Source organism: Leifsonia sp. 71-9, from assembly GCF_001898805.1.
In the GTDB taxonomy this organism is placed as follows: Bacteria; Actinomycetota; Actinomycetes; order Actinomycetales; family Microbacteriaceae; genus Leifsonia.
The window spans coordinates 106,562-127,240 of the sequence record NZ_MKVJ01000021.1 but is presented as its reverse complement, the minus strand read 5'-3'; the positions used below and the strand labels follow the sequence as shown (position 1 = coordinate 127,240).

Here is a 20,679-nt window from a genome sequence, read left to right as displayed (position 1 = left end):
GGGTCGGTGAGGCCGATTGTTAGCTTGCCCATGGGCGAAGGCGATGCGCTGATCGGGTCGACCAGTGTCACTGCGAGTCTCCCCATGGGCGACGCCGCGATGGATGGGGCCGTGGGATCGGACAGGGTTACGGCGGCTCGACCCATTGGTGACGCACCGATAACGGCTGCGGCCGGATCAGCCAGCGTCACTCCGATGGTTCCCATGAACGACGCACTCAGGAGCGCAGCGCTAGGGTCCGACAGGGTCACGGAGGCTTGGCCCATCGCCGAGGCTGTGTAGACCATGGCCTACGGCTCCGCCTGGATGGCGACCGTCGTGCCGCCCGCCTTGAGGCCCGTGAAGGTGAAGGGCGACGTGACGCCCGCCTGGACGAGGCCGGCCGCGAGCTGGGCGTCCGTGGGGCTCGCCAGGGTGCTCTTGTAGGCGTTGTACGAACCGGCGCCGGGCACGGCCGCCCAGGAGACGGTCGCCTGCCCGTCGGACCCGCCCGCGGTGGTCGGGTTGATGCTGTTCTCGAGCGAGAGGGCGGGGGTGGCGAGCTGGGAGACCCACGGGCCGATGAAGTCGGCGCCGCCGACCTCGAATTGCAGGCTGTCCTGCCAGAACGGGGTCGCGTAGGAGCCCGTGTCGCCCTTGCCGAAGAGGGACACGTCGCCTGCCGTCGTGCCGAGGTTGGCGTTGCTGACGCTCGTGCTGTAGCCGGCCAACGGGGTGAGTGAGTCACCGGCGAAAAGGGCGCACTTGAGCGGGGCCGAGGCCCCGATGGTTCCGAAGACCTCGTAGCGGATCTCCTGCCCTGTCGGGAGGTTGAGGCCGCTGTTGAAGAGCGGCGTGGTGGTGCCGTTCTTGTCGATGAGGCGAAACTTGCCGGTGTTGGACATCTCGATCATGCACATGAGAGCGCCGGCCGTGTCGTTGAGACGCCAGATGTACGTCTCGGAGGCCGAGATCGCGTCGTACCATCCGTAGCCGCTGACGCCGAAGGTCGAGCCGACAGGAACGTTCAGGCCCGTCCAGCGCGCCGAGCATGTTGCACCTGCCGTGGGAGAGAACTTCCCGCTCTTGGAGCCGTGGGCGACATGGGTGTTGTCGACGACGACCGTGCCCTGGGGATTCGCGGAGAAGGGCTTGTCGCCGGAAGGGTTGATCGTCGTCACGGGCGAGCCGACGGCTCCACCGCTCTCGAAGCTCTGAACGTATCGGGTTGCCATGGGTTGCTCCTAGTTGGTGACGACTTGGAGGTCGGTCGATGTGGTTTCGGTGCCGCCGACGTACGTGCCGGCGCCGTGCTCTCCGCCCGACCATGTCCCGCCACGGAAGATGTGGAAGCCGGACACGAGCTGCTTGTTCGCGTCCACGGCCGGGGGTGGGTAGTTGTAGGTGTTGTGGCGGAGGATCTTGAACTTCGTGCCTGTGTCCATGCCGTCCCAGACAGGGTCGTAGATGTTCACGACGGCGCTGGGGCCGTCCGTATCGACGATCATGTTGACCTGATTCGCGTGGAACGTCGGGTTGACCATCGTGATGGTCCCGGTGACCTTCTCGAAGTTCGCCCCTGACTTCGCGTTGCCCGAGAACAGGCAGTCGATGTACGTCGGGTCGGACGAGAGGTAGTGAGCGACGCCGTGACCAGAGCCCGTGTTCAGGAACTGGCAGCGGATGTAGGTCATCGTCACCGACGAGTTGTTGCCGGTGTTCGACGCCGTGACGCCGATACCGTCGAACAGGGAGTCCTTCACGACGGTGCGGATCGAGTGGAAGTTGTTGAATTGGAACGTCTCACCGGGCGGGTACGAAGCGGAGCCCGGGTAGCCCTTCACCGTGAGGCGTTCGATCAGTGCGTCCGTGCACCAGTAGATGTTGATGCCGTTGTAGATGTGACCCTGCGCAGTCGCGATCAGCGTGAGGTCGGCGACGTACGCCTGCGTCGTCTGGACGATGCCACGGCCCAGGCGAAGAAACGTCTCCTGCACCGTTCCACTGTTCGCCGCTACCTGAGCATTCACCGCAGCCGCATGGGTCGACGAGTTGGGCTTCTGAGCGGTCGACCCGTTAACCAGCCCGATGAGCTTGCCACCGAAGTAGGTGTAGACGTTCCCACCCATGGAGAAGTCGCTGTCCTGGAAGGTGCCGCCCTCGAGGTCGATAACCGTATCCGTGGACAGGGCGTTGATCACCGACCGCAGCGACGGATACCCCGGAAGGGTGGAGATCCGAGTCGTCGCCACCGGGTAGGTTTGCGACCCACCGAACGTCACATCCGGGAGACTCTTGCCCCGTAACACTCCCGGAGCGGTGAGCACCCGGAGAACCGTGCGTCCACCCATCAGCCGGCCAACGGGGAATCGGGGTGAGGGATGATCTGGTCACCCGTCGCCATCCACCCAGGACGTGTTGCACCCGCATCCGTGGTGCCGTTCAGACGAACGATCTTCGCGTTCGGACGACTCGTCACAACAGCCCCCGTCCCAGACACCCACGCCTGAGTGGTCGGATCCCATGCCAGGTCGACCACGCTCGAACTCGACGACGCCGTGGGGGCGTACTGGGTGATCGCAGCCCGAACAAACGCTGTCGTTGCGAGAGACGTGTCGTTGTCGGTGGTTGCAGGGGTCGGTGCTTTCGGGTCACCGGCGAATGTGGGCGAGTTGATCGGCGCCAGGCCGAGAATCGACCCGGCATCAGCCTTCGACGCCAGCCCCGACTGTGCCGCGTTCGCCGTCGTCTGGGCAGCGTTCGCCGCAGACTGTGCACTCGATGCTGCCTGCAACGCGTTCGACGCGGTCGCCTGAGCGGTCTGAACATCCACTGCCGCAGCGGCACCGATGTTCGCCGGTGAAAGAACCAGCGCCCCAGAACCATCCGGTGAGACACCGTTGACCTTCGACACGGTGCCCGTGCCACCACCGCCACCGCCACCGGCCCCCACCGGGATGACGAAGTTGAGAGCCTTCTTCAGCGGGTCCGAAGTGGGTGTGATCGTTACTGCCGCGGCAGCAGGATCCGTGGTGGTCGACACTGTGCCAATAGTGAGTTCCATCGGCGATCCCGGATCGCCCTTCGCCAGCAGCGCGGACGAGGCCACATTCACCGGCGCCTGCGTGGTGATCTGCGTGAGCGTCGGGTTCACACCAGCCACGAGCGGGGCGGCAGCGTTGTACACCTTCACGTCGAACGCCCACCCCGTCAACGTCACCCGCTGCGGGCTGTTCGTTGTCGGGTCGGTGTAGGTGAGCGCCCAGTCGACACGCCACTGCCACCCCAGCGAGTTCCCCGCAGAGTCGAGGTTCGCCGTCAGGGGCACATCATCCGTACCGAGCCACTGCAGGGCACCGTTGACCACCTGGGCGGTGATCTTCTGCGGCAACGAAATCTGTTCAGCACCGACAGTGGTCGTAATGACACGCTCCACGTTCGCGGAGAAGATCGCGGTACCGTTCGTACCCACCTGATCCGGTGCGCGCCCCGCATCCACCGTGTCGCCGACACTGACGTAGATGCGCCCATGAACCAGCCCAAACGGGCGGGGGTCGTCTGCCATGATGGCTCCTTCGCTACCGGATCAGAGGGGTAGTTCAGACGTCGCCGGTCACCCGGGATGTCGCGGCGTTCTCGGATGCCTCCTGCTCGGACGGCGTCAGGAGAGCATGCTTCGCGAGCACCTGATCCTTCGACGTACCGTTGCTGGTGTTCACCAGAGCGAGACCGCCGACCGGGATGCCGAGGGACGCGGTGACCTGCAGTGCTGCGGTCAGCCAATCGGGCTGTCCACCCCAAGCGGGCACGGACGCGTAGGCGACCTGGATCGCGCCGATCACGACGACTGCGATGACATACACGCCATAGATGAGCTTGCGTGCGGTCGGGCTCGTGATGACCGAGCCGAGATTGCTGGTGTTGTCGCTCATGGGGTTACTCCTTGTCGATGATGCGGCGGACCTCATTACGGTCCAGGGTTCTTTCAAGATCAGGCTGGGGTGCGATCTCGTTGCGCTGAACACCAGCTGTCCGCAACTGAATGCGGAGATCAGTCACGTACTCACGCAACGCAGCTACGTTGCGCTCAGCACGGTCAGCACGGTCGCGTTCCTGCTCGAGGCGCGTGTACGCCTCGTCACGCTGCTGCACGACGTCGATACGTCGCTTCGTCTCCCGGGCAGACACACCCGAACGGAGTTTCCAGAGGCCCTCGAAGATGTCCTTGACGAACGCTCCCAGACCACCAGCACCCAACAGTGCGATCACCAAGGCGGGGTCGATGTTCTTCACCGCTTCCCCCTAGTGGTGCTTGGAAACTGTGTCTGCCGTCCTCCGTTGCAGGATCTGTCGGACCTTCTCCCGGAAACGCACATGGCCGGGCTCGGATGTCAGGATCTGCAGTTCGATGTACCGGCGTCCGAGGAGCGCCATCATGCACGCCACCAACGCGACCGCAACGATCGCTGTAGGCAATCGGAGTGCAGCCAGTCCGAGGATGACGAAGTACATCGCCGAGCCGAAGAACCCGGCCGAGGCGCCGGGGATCTCGATCACCCAAATGCGGGTGAGTCGGCCGACGAACCCGAGCGCGCCACCGATGAGCAGCAGAGACCCCCAGATTGCGATCAGCCAGGGGAATCCGTACAGGGCGGACTTCACCGTCTGAGGGGTGGACAGGAACGCGCCCACCCCGCCGAGGAACACGGCAAGGTAGGCCGCCATGTCCACGTAGCGGATCAGGGCTTCTTTGAACTTCCGTCGATCGTCGATGGCGTTCGGGTCAGTGGCGACCATGAATCCCCCTCTCAGGGAGTAGGAGGGCTACTTCGGCGCTCGAGCGTTCGTGTAGGAAGAGTCACGGCCCTCGGCGAAGTCGACGAGCTTCGAGAACGTGCCCGGCGCGATCTCAGCCGCCTTCGCCTGCTCGACCGTGTCGTACGTCTGGAAGTAGTACTCGCGTGCGTTCCGCGCCTGCGTCTCCCCATCGTTGAGGTAGAGGATCGCCTTCTGCCCCGGGTCGCGCTGCCAGAAGATGATGATGAAGTTCGGCAGCCCGGCCGCGGGCTGCGAGCAGTAGTAGAGACGGCCGCGCTCCTCGCGGAGGAGCATCTGCTTGATGAGTTCGGTCTGGGCGGCGTTGGACGCGTCCTGCTGCTGGCGGACTTCGGCGAGGCTTGCCATGTCTACTTCATCTCCTTGAGGGGTGTTGTTGATCGAGGTGGCGCCGCTGACCGCCGCCAAAGAAACTCCAGCCTGGACAGGCCCCCGAATGGCCCAGTGCCACGACTCCGACGCGATCGTGTTCTTCAGCCCCGCCTGCCCGAAATACTTCGCGCGCAGAGTCATGTCGAACACAGAGGGGGCGTTGGTGTCCGTCGCGATACCCTGCGTGTGCTCCGACGCCAGAGGGCCAAGGGCAGGGTTCGCAGCCGAAGGGGTCTCACCGCGCAGGTAGCGACCCCACTGGAAGTACACGGTCGAGATCCCCGACGCCGTCTGAGACGCGTTCCGCACATACTGATCCGAGGGCACACCGTACGGGCGCCCCGCCTCGTTGAGGACGATCGTCCCGCCGGCGCTACGGATCTGCGCGAACGCCCACTGGGTGCGCCCGAGGAGATCACTCCCGGGCTCGAACAGGCCACCCTCCCAGGTGACCAAACCTTTCCCATCAATGATCGACATCAGGTTCCCCTAGTTGTCCGCGTTCCAGGAGACGCCGCTGAGCGACGTCCACGTGGCGTACACACCACCAGGCCCCGCCTTGACGGAACCGTCCGCGAAGATCTCGAGCGAGCAAGCACCACCGGCACCGATCGTCACTCGCACTTCCTGCCGGCTGATGCGAAACCCGACCGGGACAGTGGTGATCAGTGTTCCGACACCAGAGCCGGCCGTGGTCTTCCCCATGCCGCTGAGCATCGTGAGACCGTTCTTCCGGCGAATCGCCAGCGACGGATACCCGGCGTTGAAGTCGGACCAGTTCGCCGCATAGGAAAGCGGCACCCACCCGGTGTCTTCAAGCTGACGCACCCACGCACCACCGATGCGCTTGTACGTGTACCCGTCCGTTGTGTCCGACCAGAGGAGACCGTCCCACACTGCTTTCGCACCAGCGTTCGGGATGACGTTCGCGTTCCGTTGCATCGTGGTTCCGATGACATGGTTACCCATCAGCGCAACGTGGGCACCGACTGCGGTCGGGTCCACATCAATGGCTGGCGCGCCACCCGCAACGAACTGCGGCTCGCTTCTCGGACCATACGTGTCAACAGCCATCGGGGATCTCCTATCGGGTTCCTTGGAAGCGCAGAGCGCCAGAAAGCGGATCAGACTGTGTCCCCGACCACTGGTTGTCACCATTGCCGGACGTCACAGCAATGCCCCCACCAGCGGCGAGGGCAGAAACGAATGACAGCGGGAGGGAAACCCACCCGCCGCGAGGATTCAGGGCGGTGGAGTTCGCTATGCCCGTCCACCCGCCAGGCATGTCCGCATACCCGTGGGTGCCGATGTTGCACACCCCGACTTGGGTTCGAAGGGGAAGGTAGATCTCGACCTTCGACACCGACGCACCGGTGAGCGCAGCAGCCACCCGACCCGAGTAGAACCACGCCCCAGACACACTGTCGGAAGCTCGCACATCATTCGACTGCCACCTCGACCGGTACTGACCAGAGTTCGTCGCCAACACCGGATCACCCGGCAACGGTGTCGGCCCACCGCCCGGGTTCGTCCCCGGATCAGTGCCCGAATTTGAGCCGGTGATCCTGCCCTGAATGACACCCGTCGCCCAGTTGACCTCCACCGAATCACCCAGCGTCGGTGTGTACCCAGACCGGTAGAACAGCGTGTACGCACCCCCACCGATCGTGACCGTCGCAGTCGGACTACCAGTGGCGGTGATCGTCCCCACAGCCGGCAAAGCCACCGCGGGACCCGTCACCTTCCACTGACCGGCAGTGCGTTCCATCTGAACCGTCATGCCCGGAACCGGCGGAGTGAACCCAACACACGGGACCATGATCGTCGTCGGTCCGGTGTTCACCTGAGCCAGGCTGCCCATCATCTTCACGAACACAGCCGTGCGACGGTCAACATCTGGGAGCGCGTTCAACCGGTCCTTGAAGATGTCATCGGCGTCTCTCATCCGAAGGTCCTCTGCACCTCAAGCGTCACATCCATGAGTGCCGCGTTCGTCATCCGGTACTTGATCAACCGGCCCTGCAGCGGGCGTGTGTGCCCGGACACGGCAAGAACATCACCGAGCTCGAACACCGGATTACTGATACAGGTGATGGGGACTTCGTACGTCTGCCCACCAATCGACTGAGTCAGCAACGACTGAGTCGTCGCGTCCGCCGCAGCCTGCGTGGTCGGCACCGAGGACGTGTACTGCAGGGTGTTCTCCCCGTACAGTCCACTCGTGGACAGTGGCCCGTCTTTCACCTCGGCGACCGAGTAGATCGGGTTCCGGTTCGCGTCTTCGAAGACACCGACCACACAGTTGTAAATGTTGTCGGTCTCGACCTGATAGCCGACGTCGATGATGGTCCCGTTACGACCCTTCGTCAGCGTCCCCACCGGGTCGCCTGCCGCCTTCGGAATCCCATACCACTGACCTGCAGGGTTGATCGCTCCGATGCATCCGAGGTTGTCCCACAGCAGCTGAACACCTTTGAGTCGACCGCCACTGCTGGTGTCGTACGTGATCCCTGTAGGAAGGACAGCATCCGCCACTGTCTGCACAACCGTCATCCCGGTGACGCGCCGCAACTCCGCATACGTGGATGTCACGGACGGTGGTTGTTCCGGCGAACGAAAGCCGCGCCGGCGGACGTAATCCTCAAGGCCCGCCCATTCGATCTTCACGAACGAAGCAACTACGAACTTCCCGTAACGGGTGTCCGCCCAGTAGTCGACACCAGCGGGGACCGTGCTGAGGCGCGCCCACCCCAGGGTGACCAGTTCGGTGAAGTCGCCTGCCTGGATCTCCATTGTCAACAGCAGTCGCGCCCGAAACGGTGACAGAACTCCCTGCGTCCCGGACGGGACAAGAGACTCCCCAGACACCGACTGATACGAAATCGTCGCAGACCCCGACAGTTTCACCTCTTGGCTCAGGTCACCCTCAAGCTCCCACTCCTCCATCTCTAGGCCCTGCAGCACACGATCCGACCCGTGGAACACATCCACGAACAAGCGCCGACTGTGCGACCCAGTGAGGACATCATCCAGGGCTGCCGTGCGGGCCCTCATCAGGCGCTCCCGGCGAACTGGTACGCCCGGTTCGCATCCAAACGGGTGAGGAAGAACGAATTCAACGCAGCCCGCGTCGCGAACGCCGCATTCAAGTCAGCACGGGTCAGCAGTGGCACCACCAGTGCCGGGGTCGGCGGGGACACTTCACTGCCCGTCATCCCATACGCGATCTTCTCCCCAGTGCCAATCGCATAGTTCTGGTCCTGCTCGGACAGCTCGAGGATCCCGGCGAAGAACGGCCGCGGCAAACGAACACGATCGTTTGCGCCGATACGGAAACAGATCACCGGTGTGGTGCGGGTCCCATAGGAACCGAACATGGCCTGCAGCTTGTCGGCCTGCACGATCGAGTCCACGATGACGTCCAAGACGGCATCCTGAACACCACGCCGCTGACCGGACACCACCACACCCACGGTGCGACCCTCGGGCCAGACAATGTCGCCTTCGTGAGGTCGCTTCACCTCACGAGCCGCGGTCGCCCTGAACGCCACAATGGTTGCCCCCTGCGGGTCAAGCGGGTTATGCACCCACGTCTCCGCCACAAACACGGTGGTCGTCGCAGTGTCCGTGAACCCGAGCGACAACCCGGACGAGTTGAACATCTCCGCCCGGTACTGCACCGGCACACCGAACGGAACCTCGAAGTCGATACGAGACAACGCCCCAGCCACAGCGGTCTTCACCGCGCCACGCACGAGGTACTCACGACCACCCGCGAGACGGTACACATCCACGGCGGTCGTGCCCGCGGCGAAGGTGTTGAACAGCACCTCCACGCGCGGGCACGGGGCCGCATCAGTCGACACGTTCAATGTGGGAGCGTAAGCCATCGTTCACCTCTCACATTCGAGCGCGTCGTGTGCGTGCGGTTTCGTTCGCGTTCACAACGATCTGGGCTTCCCCATTCGCCATCTCGCGCAGCATCCCGAACAGTTGACCGTCCATGTAGATCGGACGATCCGACGTCTTCACTGTCACGGTGGGCGCCGAAGCGAACGACGACGCCGGCACGTAGGTCGGCTGGATTTGCCCGCCACCCGCGTACCCACGGATCTCACCGCCACGGTTCATGTACTCCATGGCCGCGAGGTTGTTCGGGTTCGACGCAGCCTTGGCGGTGTTCATGTACTCGCCGTTGGACGCCCAGATCGGGATCGAGTCAGACGTCCCCGTCCCAGGCCCACTGATTCGCCCACCCGTAGCGAAACCCGGACCATCTGAGGCGTTCACCTTCGCATTCGAACGAGTGACGATGTTGACGATCCGTTCCGAAGGGATCGAAGCCAGCCACTGGTTGAACACGTCGATGTTGTGCTGCGCCTGCGCTGCGTCCGCGAGTATCTTGACGGCCTTCTCGTCGGGGATCCGGTAGACCTGGTCAGCAACCGCCTGGGCTTGCGCAGCAGTCCCGCCCAGAGCTGTGATGTTGTCGATCAGTGCCTGTCGGCCAGCCTGCAGATTCGCGACATACGACTGCGAATTGTGGTCAACCTCGAACTGGGCCTTAGCGGCAGCCTGTGACTTCTCGGCCAAGTCGGCGAACATGTCCACGTTGCTTGCGCCAGCAGCGGTAGCAGTGTCGAGCGAAGTCGAGTACCCCTCGGCACCTTCCTTGGCCTTCTTGATGGTGTCCTGGACCTTCGCCAGCGCAGTTTGATATGCCGAGTTGGTGGAGATTGCGTCTTGCCCGACACCGTTGGCCTTGTTGATCTCGTCGACCAACTGAGAAATCTGGTCTCCGAGTTCCTGAGCGCCTTTCGCTGCGTCGATATACGCCGTGGCCGCGGTGGACGCGCTCGCGGAAGCGGTATCGCTCGCATCAGCGGAGGATGTCTCTGCCTCTGCCAGCGCTTCCGCTTCAGTCTTCGCCTGGCTCATCGCAGCAGCACCGTCGCCGACGACCGAGCCCAACTTGGCTCGCACGTCGATAAGGTCTTGAGCTGTGTACTTGCCCTTATCGAGGCCGTCGATGTACTTGCTCTCACTCTTGTCGAGTTCGTTGACCGCAGACTGAACCCGCTTCAGCGCCGCTGGCTGCTGCAAGTACGCGTTGATGACGTCGTTCGATGCAAGGCCGAGTTTCTTGGTGAGCTCGAGAGTCCCATCCTTCGCAAGCTTGTTCGCCACGAATTCCCGAGTGTTCTTCGTAATCGCGCCAGTCTCTTTGTCGAGAGTCTCAGCCAAAGATGAGGCATCCGACGCAATCTGCGCCTGCTTCTCGCCAAACTCCGCGAACACCTGGATGAGACCCGCCACGACGAGAGCGATTGCACCACCAGCGAGACTCACCGTCCGCATCGACGTGCCGAGGGTCTCGAGGGCGATCTTCATCTCCGCGAGTTTTGGCACGAGGGTCAAAGCACCCCCACCAATGAGACCGATCGCCGCGACGACAGCCCCGCCGGCAAGAACGACACCCTGTGCAGGCGCCGGGAGCTCGCCGAAGGCCGACACCAGCCCCGTGATCGCCTGAACCGTCTCCCTCAAGACGTCGTTCGCGTTAGACCCTGTATTGATCAGGGCGGTATCGAATGCGGCGCCGAGTTTCTTCAGGTCGCCGTTGAGGTTGTCCATCTTCCCGCGCGCCTGCTCGGCCGCGAATCCGGTGTCGTTGACGCTGTCGATCCATCCCTTGATGCCCTTCGAGCCCTCCTTGTAGAGGACATTCGCGGTACGGATGGCATCGGAGCCGAAGATGATTGAGAGAGCAGAATCGCGCTGCGCCTGCGACACCCCGCCAAGGTTCTTCTGCAGCTGGCCGGCGAGGTTCGTGATGCCGACGAAGTTGCCCTGAGCGTCGTACGCCTGGATGTTGTACTGCTTCATCGTGTCCGCCGCCTTCTGTGACGGCGACGCCAGAGACAGCAGCATCTGCTTGAACGACGTACCAGCATCCGACCCGAGAAGACCAGCGTTCGCGAACGCTGACAGGGTGCCCACCGTGTCATCGACACTGAGGCCGAACTGCGCGGCGACAAGACCACCCTGGTTCAGGGCCTGACCGAGCTGGTCTACGCCGCCGAGTGCCTTGTCGGCCCCGGCCGCGAGAAGGTCAGCGACGTGCGGTACGTCCTTACCCTGCAGTTTGAACTGGGTCAACGCAACGGCAGCGATCTCAGTTGCCTTACCAACCTCGATCTGCCCAGCAGCAGCAAGGTTCAGGGCGCCAACAAGACCACCACCAAGGATGTCCTTGACCGACACACCCGCTTTGACGAGTTCGGTCTCAGCGTCGGCCACCTGAGTAGCGGAGAACCCGATCGCCTGGCCCATGTTGAGCGAGGCGTCGCGCAGTTGGTCCATCTCGCTGGCTGTTGCATGAGACAGGGACTGCACCTGCGACATCTGGGCGTCGAAGTCAGCGAACTTCTTGATGGCCAGGGCAACGCCAGCAGCGGCGACGGCGCCCATAGCAATCGCCGCAGTGCCGATCTGCTGGAACGCTTCCTTCTTCTGACCGAGCTTCTCCGCCTCGCCACCGGTCTCGCGGGTGGCCTTGGCGGCCTTCTCCATCCCGGAGATATAGCCCTGCACTTGGGCGACAAGGGAGACCTTTACGGTGCGATCGGTCACGATGGCCTCCCGTCACGGCGTTGTGGAGTTGTAGAGTTCAGGGCATGACGTACTTCGGGGATTCAGAGGCGAAACCGCCCGCGCCCGAGCGGTCCGTAAGGCCGGTGTGGGTCACCCTGCTGGGTCTGGCGTCGATCGTCGGGGGCGTCGGGTTCGTCGCGTTGGCCGTCGCCTTGGCTGCGAGTTCGCCAGCTACTTCCGCCATCGCCCTCGCTGGGCTCGCCATTGCGGGGGCAATCGCGTGCGCCGGCGGATACAGCTACTTCATGCGGGAGCGCTAGCTACTCGAACGTTTCCCGCTCGACGTAGAACTCCGCCCCCTTGGGTAGATCCTTCGTCTTCTCTCGGAGAAGATCGACCGCAGCTGCAGCGTGATTGACGCGGTAGCCGGCGCTGTACCTGACCGCATCAGCACCGGTGTAGGTCGGGTCCGCCTTCTCCGATGTTGCCTCGCTGATGGATTCGCCGTACTGGCCCGTGTCCATCTTCAACAGCATGTGTGCGGTGAGCATCTCGCGGTCGTTCTCATCGAACTCCGGTTCGCGCTGCACGACGGTCCGAACGAGTCGACCTTCACCGTCGTACTCGCACTCGTGAACCTCGATTGGTTCCCACCCCGACAGGCGCCGTGGCGAGACCCCCATCTGCAGCGCTAGTTCGAGCCGGTCTCGATCCCGGCCGATGCTTTTTTTGCCGCGAGAAGCCGCATCGTCGGCGCCCACTCGTTGAGGTTCCAGATCGCGTCCCGGATCTCCGTCATGTCATGACCGGAGAGCATCGAGAACAGGTCGTCCCACTGCTCATCGGTGAGGGTGCGCGACTTGCCATCCTCAGCACACCAGCCGAACGCATGCCCACCACGCTGAGCCTTCGCCGCCGCCCGCGCGGCAGCGTCGACGTTGTACCCGTAGGTGAGGTCCAGCGCCGACTCCCCGCGAGAGGGGTTCTTCGCGATCACGTCAGTCCAGAGATCGCCAGGCAGCCGCTCAAACTCAAGCGTGAGAATCGCGTCGGCAGTGACGTCTTTCAGCGCATCGATCTGTGCCTGAATCTCCTCCGACCCATCCGACACTCCTAGACGCTGGTCTGCGTTCGACGCGAGGTCATCCATCTGCGCCTGCAGGGCCGCGATCTCCTCCGAAGACTCCACATCGAGCAGCACCTCCACCTTGACCGTTTTCGGCGGCGCGGCCTTCCGCTTCGCCATCAGTTCCTCAAACGAGGGCATACCTAAGTCCTTCCACCCTTCCACCCATGAAGAGAGATGCGCCTGGCGGGGTACAGGGTGGGAGCACCCCGCCAGGCAGTCGAAGATCAGACCAGCGCGACAGGCGGTCCAACCACGGCCGCGATTGCAGCCTTCTGCTTGATCAGGAACTTGCCCGCGTTGTTGACGGTCCCCAGGTTCTGGGCACCCAGCACCACCTGGACGACACGCACCTTCTGTGCCGCAGCCGCCAGAGTCGCGTTCGGCGTCGAGGTGCGGATCACGAAGTTCCCCGCGATGGTTGTCGCCGGCGGCGTGGGCGCGAGGACCACGTTCGCGGACTTCGCATCCGTCGACTCGACGTACTCGAGGTCGAGGGTGACCTCGTTGGTGTCCAGCGATTCGAGGGCCTGAATGAGACCGAGACGCTCGTCCTTAGTAGTTCCCTGCGCTCCACCGAAGTTGAACCCGGCAGGAGTGAACGAGTACGTCACCCGCGTTCCGGCGCCCACTTCGGTCACCTTCGGGGCGGTGGGGTCTGCGATCGTCGGGACCCACCAGATGGTGGTGTTGCCCTTCTGATCCAGTGCGCTCGGGGGAATGAGCCCCTCTGCAACGTCAGCCATAGTGGCTCCTTTCTCTCCCCGACAAACCGGGGTCTTCGGTTAGCCCTCCGGGGAGACCGAAGGGAGCATGAGGCGACCCGCTCAGATGGGGTCGCTGTCGAATTCGAAGAAGTCCGTCGCCACGAACAGGGGCGGCGTGACGGTGTCGTCCTTCGTTGTGGGCTGGCCACCTGCGTGGCGGATCAGGCCCAACTGCCGCCCCGGCACCTCGAGGTGAACGTTCATCACCTGAGCAAAGACACGCTCAGCAACGAACTGGGCTTGGTCACGGGTCGCTCCGACTGACCGCACGCCAGCACGGAAGGTGGCGGCAACCTCCGGCCCGGTGAGCCTGTCCCCATACCGATCACCGCTGTTGAATGTGACGACGCAATAACGATCAGGGGTCCCGGTGACGTCGCCGTCGAACGTGGTGTCGGCGAGTTCGTCGTCAAGTCGGATCTGGGCAAGGAACGCGTCAACGTGGGCTCTGATCACAGGTTGCCCTTCTTCCTGGCGTCAGCCTCGGCTTTCGCGAGTCCTTCGACGAAATCCTCTTGCTCTCGCTGGAGCGCGCCCAGACCGAGGCCTTGCGGCGGGTTGTGGACCGAACCGAACTCGATGAGGTTTCCCAGCGCCCCCTGCGGTCGGGCCTTATCGGGGCCGATCTCGGCTTCGATCTGAGATCCTCGGACAGCGTTCCCACCTTTGAGGTCGTAGGTGATTGAGTACGGAAAGGCGGGCGCGTGCGCCATTCCCTGCGCGTTCTGGCGCCAGTCATCGCGGACGTTGCGTGCGCCGACTTCTACCGCTTTTCGGACGAAGGGCCCGATGTTCTTCGGGACCTCGCCCAGGTCCGCGGCGAGCTTGTCGAACTCGGAGAAGTCGACGTCGAATCCGTCGCTCATGATCTCTCCTCGATGCGGAACCGACGCAATGTGGCGTACGTCTGTCGTTCCGCAAGCCCTTCGATTCGGAATTCGGTTCCAACGGATGCAGCATCGAACTCCGATGATGTGATGATGACGACCTGGCCGGTTTCGACGTCGCCGCTGGTGCCCATTGGCAATCCCAGCTCGGTGCTCTGGAGGACGAGGTTCTGCCCCACGGCGTCGACGTCCTCCGGGAAGATGTTGACCGCTTTGAGGGCGCAAGGACCGTCTGCTTCGCCACCAGGCGGATACACCTGCACCTCAACGATCGGATAGTTTCCGTGCTCGTCGAGGGTGATCGACTTGGTGCGACGGACGATTCGGCATCGGTCGGTGAGTCGGGATTCAGCGCGACGCCGGCCCTGAGCTGCCTGTGCGGGTGAGACCATGCTTACCTGCCCAGGGGGATCGAGTACATGCCGTTCGCTGCGGCGCCGGGCGCTGCGGGGAGCAGGTCGGCAAGCTCAGAATCGGCAAGGTAGAGGAGGCCTGAAGACATTGCTGTGTCTACGGTCTGGTTGTAGGTATCGTCCGACCACTGGCGCAACGCTTCGGGATTACGGAGGACACGGATGACCATCCAGGAGAGAACCCGGACAACGTCTTCGGATTCGATGTATCCGGGCTGGTCTGGGTTCAGACTCATCCGAGCTTGAATGCCGGGCACGTTGCGGCGAACGATGCTCCATGCATCGTCAAGCCACTTCGCTCCGGCGGTCTTCTCGGTATCGGTGAGGGGGCGCTCGAAACGTTCGATGACGTCCTGGATGATCGCCGGGTTAGTCACGAGCGCCCTCCTGCCGACTACTTGACGATCTCGGTGGTGCCGAGGTCGATGTTGTGCTTGATGCGGACCTTGCTGCCGTCCGGCTTGACCGCGTCGTACTCTTCGACGCGGTGGTCCTTCGCGTCGACAGCTGCTGCGGGTGCGGTCGTCGCCGGCTCGACGGGGAGGACACCGTTGACGGTTCCCTGCTTCAGCGCCTCCGCGGAGGGCTGTGGGACGACGGTGGAGGCGTGCTCCGTGGGGTCGGTGGTGTCGGCGGGTGCGTCGCCGGGGGCGACGGTGGAGAGCTCCTCGACGTTGTCGTCGAGGGTCGTCTCTGCGGGCTTTGCTGCACGAGGCATGATCGATTTCCTTTCTAGGTCAGCCGTTGAGGACACCGGTGAGGCGGGCTGCACCCTTGCCGGCGAACACTGCGAGACCGCAGTAGAACTCGATGCGGGTGCGGTACACCGGCTGGGACTGCAGGAAGCCGAGGTCGTCGACCATGACCCCACCGTTGGTGAGGCCGGTGACGCCGCCATCGGTCTCGTCCTCGCCGAACTTCACCGCGTAGATGGACGACGCGAGGGACGAGGATCCCTGGGTCTCGGTCTGCGGGAGGATCGCCGTACCGGCGTTGTTGTTGCCCGGGTCGAGGATCGGGATGCCGTTCCACGTGACGACGCGCTTGCCGGTGAGGTCTTCCTTGACGATGTCCACGCCGCCGATGCGTCGGCCCGCGGAGCGGACCTTGTTGACGATGTTGGAGTTGGCGTAGATGGCGCCGTTGGAGGCATCGATTCCGGGGACCGCGGCGAGGAGGTTGTCGAGCTGGTCGAAGAACGCGTTGGCGTCCGAACCGCCGTTGCCGACGACGGGGATGCCGTTGGTGCCGGCGGAGATGACCTGGGAGCCGGTGAGACGCTTCTTGAGTCCGTCGAACGACTTCGTGTCAACGGTGACGTCACCGTTGAAGAAGGTGTCCTGGAACTTGTACGACGCGGCCTTGACCTTGAGTCGGGTCTGCACGGCGCGCTGGTCGTTGAGGTTGCCGCGGGTCTGGACGATGAAGCGGTCCACGTCGGCGTCGCCACCGAGGATGACGAGCGACTCGGTGAGCTGGTTCACGGTACCGGTCGACTCGGTGTAGGCCTCGTTGACGGCACGGAACGCGACACCGGGCAGGGTGGCCTCGACGTTGTACGCGTACGCGTTGCCCTCGATCGGCATCAGCGGGATGCGGTCGAGAACAGGCGAGAGCTGCACGAACGTCTCGATGACGCCGCGCTGCAGGTCGTTCTGCGACAGGAGCGCGGACTGAGGAAGAGTGACAGCCATTGTGGCTGCCTCCTTTCAGGTAGGGCTCCCCGCGTCCGCGTGGAGCGTTTGTTATTTCTTGGTGTTCTTCGCGTAGGCGGACCGCATGCGGTCCAGCCCCGGCTGAACATCCGGCGTCTTGCCGGAGCCTGAGGCGCCGATCCCAGCAGTGGTGTAATCGGCGGTGGTGTCGGTGTTCTTCAGCAGATACGGCTTGTCGGTCTTCAGCTGCTCGAGCAGCTTCTTGACCTCACCGGTGTCGACTTCGTCGTCGTCGGACACGTCGACGCCGGCGAGCTTGTCTGCGGGGAGAAGGGCCAGCGCATCCGAGGGGGAAGCGAATCCGAGTTCCGCCGCCTGGGCGCGCACCTCGGAGGCACGCAGCTTGACGGCGAACTTCTCACGGGCTGCCGTCTCTGCCTCCCGCTGTGCGGTCTGGCGGATCTTGTCCTCGTCGGGTGCGCCCGCCTTATCGCGAGCGTTGATGAGTTCCTTGATCTCGTCCGGGGTGAGGCCGAGGTCCTTGTATGCCTTCGCCTCTGCCCGGGATGCCCGTTCGCGTGCCTTCAGCCGGTCGAGAGCCTGCTGCCCGGCATCGCCAAGGCCTTCCTTGTCGGCACCTTCACCATCAGCGCCTTCACCGTCTCCGCCTGCCCTGTCACTCCCGTTGCCGCCTTCACCGTCCCCGAAGCGAATGCCTCGGAGGTCGTGGAGGGTGCGGCCGATGACGGCCATGCCGTCAGCGTCGACGATCGTGGGGAATGGGTTGAGTTTGCACATGACGGATCTCCTTGCGAGACGGTGTAGGCACCTTGCGTGCCGGTGGTCTGGCGTCCTTGCGACGTCAGAGAATGTGGAGCAGTCGGGCGAGCTCGCGGACGCTCTGAGGAGCGGTGTCGAGCTTCCCGATCTCGCGGGCGTACATGTCGTCCGCGATTTTCCGCATGCCCGGGGTGAGGCGCGCGGTTCCGAACGGGTTGCGGTTCTGGTCGACGGCCTGCTTCACGAGGTAAGCGTTGTGCAGGCGCCGTTCCGCGGCGGTCTGAGTGGCCGGTTCCAGGAGGTCCCTGTTCCCGGTCACGAGGGCCTTCTGATACGCGCGCGTTGCACCCTTGCGGGTCCCTCCGCGGCCCAGCTGCCCGGCGTAACCGAACCCGACGTTTCCGATCAGGTTTCCGCCGGCGTTCTGGGCGCCGGTGATGAACCCGTTCGTTTCCATGAGCCGGATGGCGTCGTCACGGTTCTTCGCGACGGCGAAGATGTCGTCGATCGTCATCTTTGATGGGGAATCCCACCGTCGTGCCTGCCATCCACGGTTACGGCCGGCAGTGTTCTTGAGCACGTCATCGGACAGGCCGCGCGATCGGACGTTGACGACCCGGTAGATGTCACCACCGGAGCGGATCGCTTCCGCATCGTTCTTCCCGAACAACTGGTTCTGGGTCTTCTCGTCCAGGCTGTGGAAGTACTTGTACGGGTCCACAGTGAGGTCTTCAGACACGGACTCGTTCGTGGGGATGTGCCTGCAGTCGCACCGGTTGTGCGATTGGAACCCCTGGTTCCAGCGGAAGAACTTTCCCGCCAACGTGATGCAGAACTTGCATGAGGGCGGATTCAGCATCCGCACCCATCCCTGCACCTTGGGGCGCACCGTGTACCCGGAGGCAACGGCCTGCCGGTTCGCGTCCCGGACAGCGTCCAGGACGGCAGTGGACAGCCAGATGCTTCCCTGCCTGAGGGCGGCATCTGTGCTGTATCCCTGACCGACCGCAGTCTTTGACTCGTACACGGCACCTGCGAGAAGCGACTCGAGCGGCCGTCCGTCACGGGTTCCGCCGGCGAAGCGTGCGGGGTTGACGTCAGCCACAGCCGGGGCGGTGATGCCCTGCTCTTCGAGCACAGCCGGAACATAGTCGAGCCCGCCAGCAGCGGCAGCAGTCTGTCCTGCGATCACAGCCGCGAACACATCCGGGGAGATCGACGACCACGACAGGTCGAAGTTCACACCCATCTGCCGCCACAACCGCTCCACCTGCTTTGCAGTGGAAACGCTGATCGCTTGCTGCTGCCGGTAGTGATCAACTGCCGTTGTTGGAAGTGCCATCGGTCAGCTCCGTCTGATCAGCCACCGGAGCCACCGACTGACCGGGGGCAACCTGGAACGACCGTGCAGCGTTGGCGAGGGTGGATGTGAAGGACTCGTCCTCCATGTGGTCCATCCAGTCATCGACCTTCTGCTTCGTCGCCCCGGGGAGCATCGCGAACGCGTCCCGGTGGGGGAAGTCGACAGCGATGAGCTTCTGGATCCCGTCGACCACCTGGGCGAACGACTTCGCTTCCGCATCGGCGTAGTTCATCTCCGCGTCGGGGAAGTCCGACTCGAGGCCGGCGCACTTCGCGCCGCGACGGAAGATGCCCTCGTTCGCTTCCGCTCCGATGAGCTGGATCTCCTGCACGAGAGACGCAAGTGTCGACTCGGCACCGGTCAGTGCGTCACCGGAGAGATTCGCCATCCGAGACAGGAGGTACTGGGGCGGAATCTGGCCGGTCGCGAAGAACTGGGTCAGGAACTCCCCAAGCACGGTGATGTAGTTCGACAGGTTCGACTCAGGGAGATCGAACACCTTCGTGTCACCACCAGGGAAGGCGAGGAGCCGGTCGACGCCGATTTTCCCGGCCGCGGTGACCTGGGGCATTGGGTTTCCGTTGCCGTCGAGCTTGAAAGAGCCGTCCGGGTTCTTCTGGAAGACGACGTTGCCCTGCTCGTCACGTACAACCGGGTCGAATCCGACAACGATGCGCTGCCGGAACGCACTGAACTGCATCGCCAACAGGGTGTTGAACCGGATGGTGTTGATCGCGTCCTGCTGCGGGATCAGCGGGTCCATCGGCGACCAGGTGCGGCCCATCGCATCCGGGCGGTAGTCGAAGGTGACGAACGGGTTCTCACCCATCGGGTGAGTTCCGTCAGCCACAACCTCGAAGTCGGCGTTGTTGGACTTGCCGCCCTTCTCGAACCGGATCATCGACGTGTCGTCGTACACGATCCCTACCGTGCGGACCGTGCCCGGCGTCCCTGTGGGGAGGACCAGCGCACCAGCGGCGAGCGAGTAGTCCTGCACGGTGAACACCTTCACCGACCAGGCAGCCGTGAACGGGTCATCCTCCGAAGGGTGCACGTAGACGAGCTCGTTCGACTCCGGGCGGACGATCGGCCGAGCCTTGACCTTCGTGTTCGGCCACACTGACACGATCCCGCGGCCGTGCATCATCATGTCGCGATACGGGAGCGCCTGCATCGAATCCATACGGTTCGACTGCCACACATTCCGCCACAACGTCTTGTCGAGGTTCTCGTCCACATGGGTGACGAAGGAGTCGCCTCGGAGTCGCTGAACAGGAGACCCGACCGCGAGAGCGATCCAGTTCGCGATCGCCTGGTCCTGCAGATCCGTGTACTCCTCATTCACACCTGCAGGGGCGAACGGACGGTCATGATCCCCACGGAAGTACCGCTCACGCTTCTGCTTCGCGTTCAGCGACTCCTGAAGCTCATGCATCCCCACAGCGAGGCGTTCCCGGGCGGTGATGACGTCCATGAACACCTCCCGGTTAGCCGATCTTGTAGAACGTGGTCGAAATCTGTGACGTCTTGCGCCGGCCGAGATCATTCGCTGCGATCGCATCATTCACGGCCTCATGCGCCAGCGCGTCGGACATGACGATGTCGATCTTCTGGTTGTCCGCCGGTTTCCCGAGGATGTAGGTCTGCCCTGCACGGGCACGCATGACCGCGTTCCGGTAATGGATGTCCGCATCGGGGTCCGCGTCGAATGACAGCCCCGAGGTGGGGTTGATGATGTCGGTCTTCAATCGCTCGAGCGCCGCATGCATCGGCTTGATCCGGTACGTCGGCCACTCGAAGACGACCCGGTCGCCGTACTTCCCTTGGAGGAAGTTGACCTCGCTGGCCCACAGTGGCGGGTCCAGGTAGGCGCGGACGACGTCGTACGTCTGAAACACGTACTCGAA

At 63.5% G+C, this 20,679-nt stretch carries 25 protein-coding genes and 1 pseudogene; 1 reads left to right on the top strand and 25 read right to left on the bottom strand.

Annotated elements, in window-relative coordinates; genetic code table 11:
- Positions 1-290: 290 nt before the first annotated feature.
- From BGO91_RS17165 to BGO91_RS17110, 12 genes are all read right to left on the bottom strand, one after another.
- Entirely contained in the window at positions 291-1,214 is a 924-nt protein-coding gene (locus BGO91_RS17165; protein WP_290473950.1) for a hypothetical protein, read from the bottom strand.
- A 9-nt stretch (positions 1,215-1,223) separates the two neighbouring features.
- Complete coding sequence (locus BGO91_RS17160) at positions 1,224-2,231, bottom strand: hypothetical protein (protein WP_290473949.1); 1,008 nt, start codon at positions 2,229-2,231, stop codon at positions 1,224-1,226.
- A 98-nt stretch (positions 2,232-2,329) separates the two neighbouring features.
- A complete protein-coding gene (locus tag BGO91_RS17155) occupies positions 2,330-3,544 on the bottom strand; it encodes a hypothetical protein (protein ID WP_290473948.1) in 1,215 nt (404 codons plus the stop codon).
- Between the two features lie 34 nt (positions 3,545-3,578).
- The gene (locus BGO91_RS17150; protein WP_290473947.1) at positions 3,579-3,911 is read right to left on the bottom strand and encodes a hypothetical protein; all 333 of its coding nucleotides are present in this window, start codon (positions 3,909-3,911) and stop codon (positions 3,579-3,581) included.
- Positions 3,912-3,915: 4 nt separating this feature from the next.
- Positions 3,916-4,272 carry a hypothetical protein gene (locus BGO91_RS17145; RefSeq protein WP_290473946.1) on the bottom strand — a complete coding sequence of 119 codons (357 nt, stop codon included), beginning with the start codon at positions 4,270-4,272 and terminating at the stop codon, positions 3,916-3,918.
- A 9-nt stretch (positions 4,273-4,281) separates the two neighbouring features.
- Positions 4,282-4,776, bottom strand: coding sequence for a hypothetical protein (locus tag BGO91_RS17140; RefSeq protein ID WP_290473945.1), 495 nt, complete (start codon positions 4,774-4,776; stop codon positions 4,282-4,284).
- A gap of 27 nt (positions 4,777-4,803) precedes the next feature.
- Positions 4,804-5,667 (bottom strand): hypothetical protein, encoded by an 864-nt coding sequence (locus BGO91_RS17135; RefSeq protein WP_290473944.1) that lies wholly within the window; start codon positions 5,665-5,667, stop codon positions 4,804-4,806.
- A gap of 9 nt (positions 5,668-5,676) precedes the next feature.
- The gene (locus tag BGO91_RS17130; protein WP_290473943.1) at positions 5,677-6,261 is read right to left on the bottom strand and encodes a hypothetical protein; all 585 of its coding nucleotides are present in this window, start codon (positions 6,259-6,261) and stop codon (positions 5,677-5,679) included.
- 10 nt (positions 6,262-6,271) lie between these two features.
- Entirely contained in the window at positions 6,272-7,132 is an 861-nt protein-coding gene (locus tag BGO91_RS17125) for a hypothetical protein (protein ID WP_290473942.1), read from the bottom strand.
- Positions 7,129-8,184 carry a hypothetical protein gene (locus tag BGO91_RS17120; protein ID WP_290473941.1) on the bottom strand — a complete coding sequence of 352 codons (1,056 nt, stop codon included), beginning with the start codon at positions 8,182-8,184 and terminating at the stop codon, positions 7,129-7,131. Before BGO91_RS17120 ends, BGO91_RS17125 begins: the two co-directional genes overlap by 4 nt.
- Positions 8,185-8,240: 56 nt before the next feature.
- On the bottom strand, positions 8,241-9,077 hold the full coding sequence (locus BGO91_RS17115) for a hypothetical protein (protein WP_290473940.1): 837 nt from the start codon (positions 9,075-9,077) through the stop codon (positions 8,241-8,243).
- 10 nt (positions 9,078-9,087) lie between these two features.
- Positions 9,088-11,820 (bottom strand): phage tail tape measure protein, encoded by a 2,733-nt coding sequence (locus tag BGO91_RS17110; RefSeq protein ID WP_290473939.1) that lies wholly within the window; start codon positions 11,818-11,820, stop codon positions 9,088-9,090.
- Between the two features lie 44 nt (positions 11,821-11,864).
- Here BGO91_RS17110 and BGO91_RS17105 point away from each other — a divergent pair, with 44 nt between their 5' ends.
- Entirely contained in the window at positions 11,865-12,101 is a 237-nt protein-coding gene (locus BGO91_RS17105; RefSeq protein ID WP_290473938.1) for a hypothetical protein, read from the top strand.
- Here BGO91_RS17105 and BGO91_RS17100 read toward each other — a convergent pair whose 3' ends face one another.
- The 13 genes and pseudogenes from BGO91_RS17100 to BGO91_RS17040 form a co-directional block, all read right to left on the bottom strand.
- On the bottom strand, positions 12,102-12,371 hold the full coding sequence (locus BGO91_RS17100; protein ID WP_290473937.1) for a hypothetical protein: 270 nt from the start codon (positions 12,369-12,371) through the stop codon (positions 12,102-12,104).
- A 101-nt stretch (positions 12,372-12,472) separates the two neighbouring features.
- Positions 12,473-13,027 (bottom strand): hypothetical protein, encoded by a 555-nt coding sequence (locus BGO91_RS17095; RefSeq protein WP_290473936.1) that lies wholly within the window; start codon positions 13,025-13,027, stop codon positions 12,473-12,475.
- 107 nt (positions 13,028-13,134) lie between these two features.
- Entirely contained in the window at positions 13,135-13,653 is a 519-nt protein-coding gene (locus BGO91_RS17090; protein WP_290473935.1) for a hypothetical protein, read from the bottom strand.
- 81 nt (positions 13,654-13,734) lie between these two features.
- A complete protein-coding gene (locus BGO91_RS17085) occupies positions 13,735-14,130 on the bottom strand; it encodes a hypothetical protein (RefSeq protein ID WP_290473934.1) in 396 nt (131 codons plus the stop codon).
- The gene (locus BGO91_RS17080; RefSeq protein WP_290473933.1) at positions 14,127-14,540 is read right to left on the bottom strand and encodes a hypothetical protein; all 414 of its coding nucleotides are present in this window, start codon (positions 14,538-14,540) and stop codon (positions 14,127-14,129) included. The genes BGO91_RS17085 and BGO91_RS17080 overlap by 4 nt, the downstream gene beginning before the upstream one ends.
- Positions 14,537-14,953: a DUF6093 family protein gene (locus BGO91_RS17075; protein WP_290473932.1), complete on the bottom strand. Its 417-nt coding sequence runs from the start codon at positions 14,951-14,953 to the stop codon at positions 14,537-14,539. The genes BGO91_RS17080 and BGO91_RS17075 overlap by 4 nt, the downstream gene beginning before the upstream one ends.
- A gap of 2 nt (positions 14,954-14,955) precedes the next feature.
- Positions 14,956-15,351: a hypothetical protein gene (locus BGO91_RS17070; protein WP_290473931.1), complete on the bottom strand. Its 396-nt coding sequence runs from the start codon at positions 15,349-15,351 to the stop codon at positions 14,956-14,958.
- A gap of 17 nt (positions 15,352-15,368) precedes the next feature.
- Positions 15,369-15,692, bottom strand: coding sequence for a hypothetical protein (locus tag BGO91_RS17065; protein WP_290473930.1), 324 nt, complete (start codon positions 15,690-15,692; stop codon positions 15,369-15,371).
- A gap of 19 nt (positions 15,693-15,711) precedes the next feature.
- Positions 15,712-16,668: a major capsid protein gene (locus BGO91_RS17060; RefSeq protein WP_290473929.1), complete on the bottom strand. Its 957-nt coding sequence runs from the start codon at positions 16,666-16,668 to the stop codon at positions 15,712-15,714.
- A 51-nt stretch (positions 16,669-16,719) separates the two neighbouring features.
- Positions 16,720-17,427, bottom strand: coding sequence for a hypothetical protein (locus tag BGO91_RS17055; protein ID WP_290473928.1), 708 nt, complete (start codon positions 17,425-17,427; stop codon positions 16,720-16,722).
- Positions 17,428-17,491: 64 nt separating this feature from the next.
- A complete protein-coding gene (locus BGO91_RS17050; protein ID WP_290473927.1) occupies positions 17,492-18,751 on the bottom strand; it encodes a hypothetical protein in 1,260 nt (419 codons plus the stop codon).
- Positions 18,726-20,246, bottom strand: a complete 1,521-nt coding sequence (locus tag BGO91_RS17045; RefSeq protein ID WP_290473926.1) for a phage portal protein — start codon at positions 20,244-20,246, stop codon at positions 18,726-18,728. The genes BGO91_RS17050 and BGO91_RS17045 overlap by 26 nt, the downstream gene beginning before the upstream one ends.
- A 13-nt stretch (positions 20,247-20,259) precedes the next feature.
- A pseudogene (locus tag BGO91_RS17040) lies at positions 20,260-20,679 on the bottom strand (hypothetical protein); the annotation flags it as partial.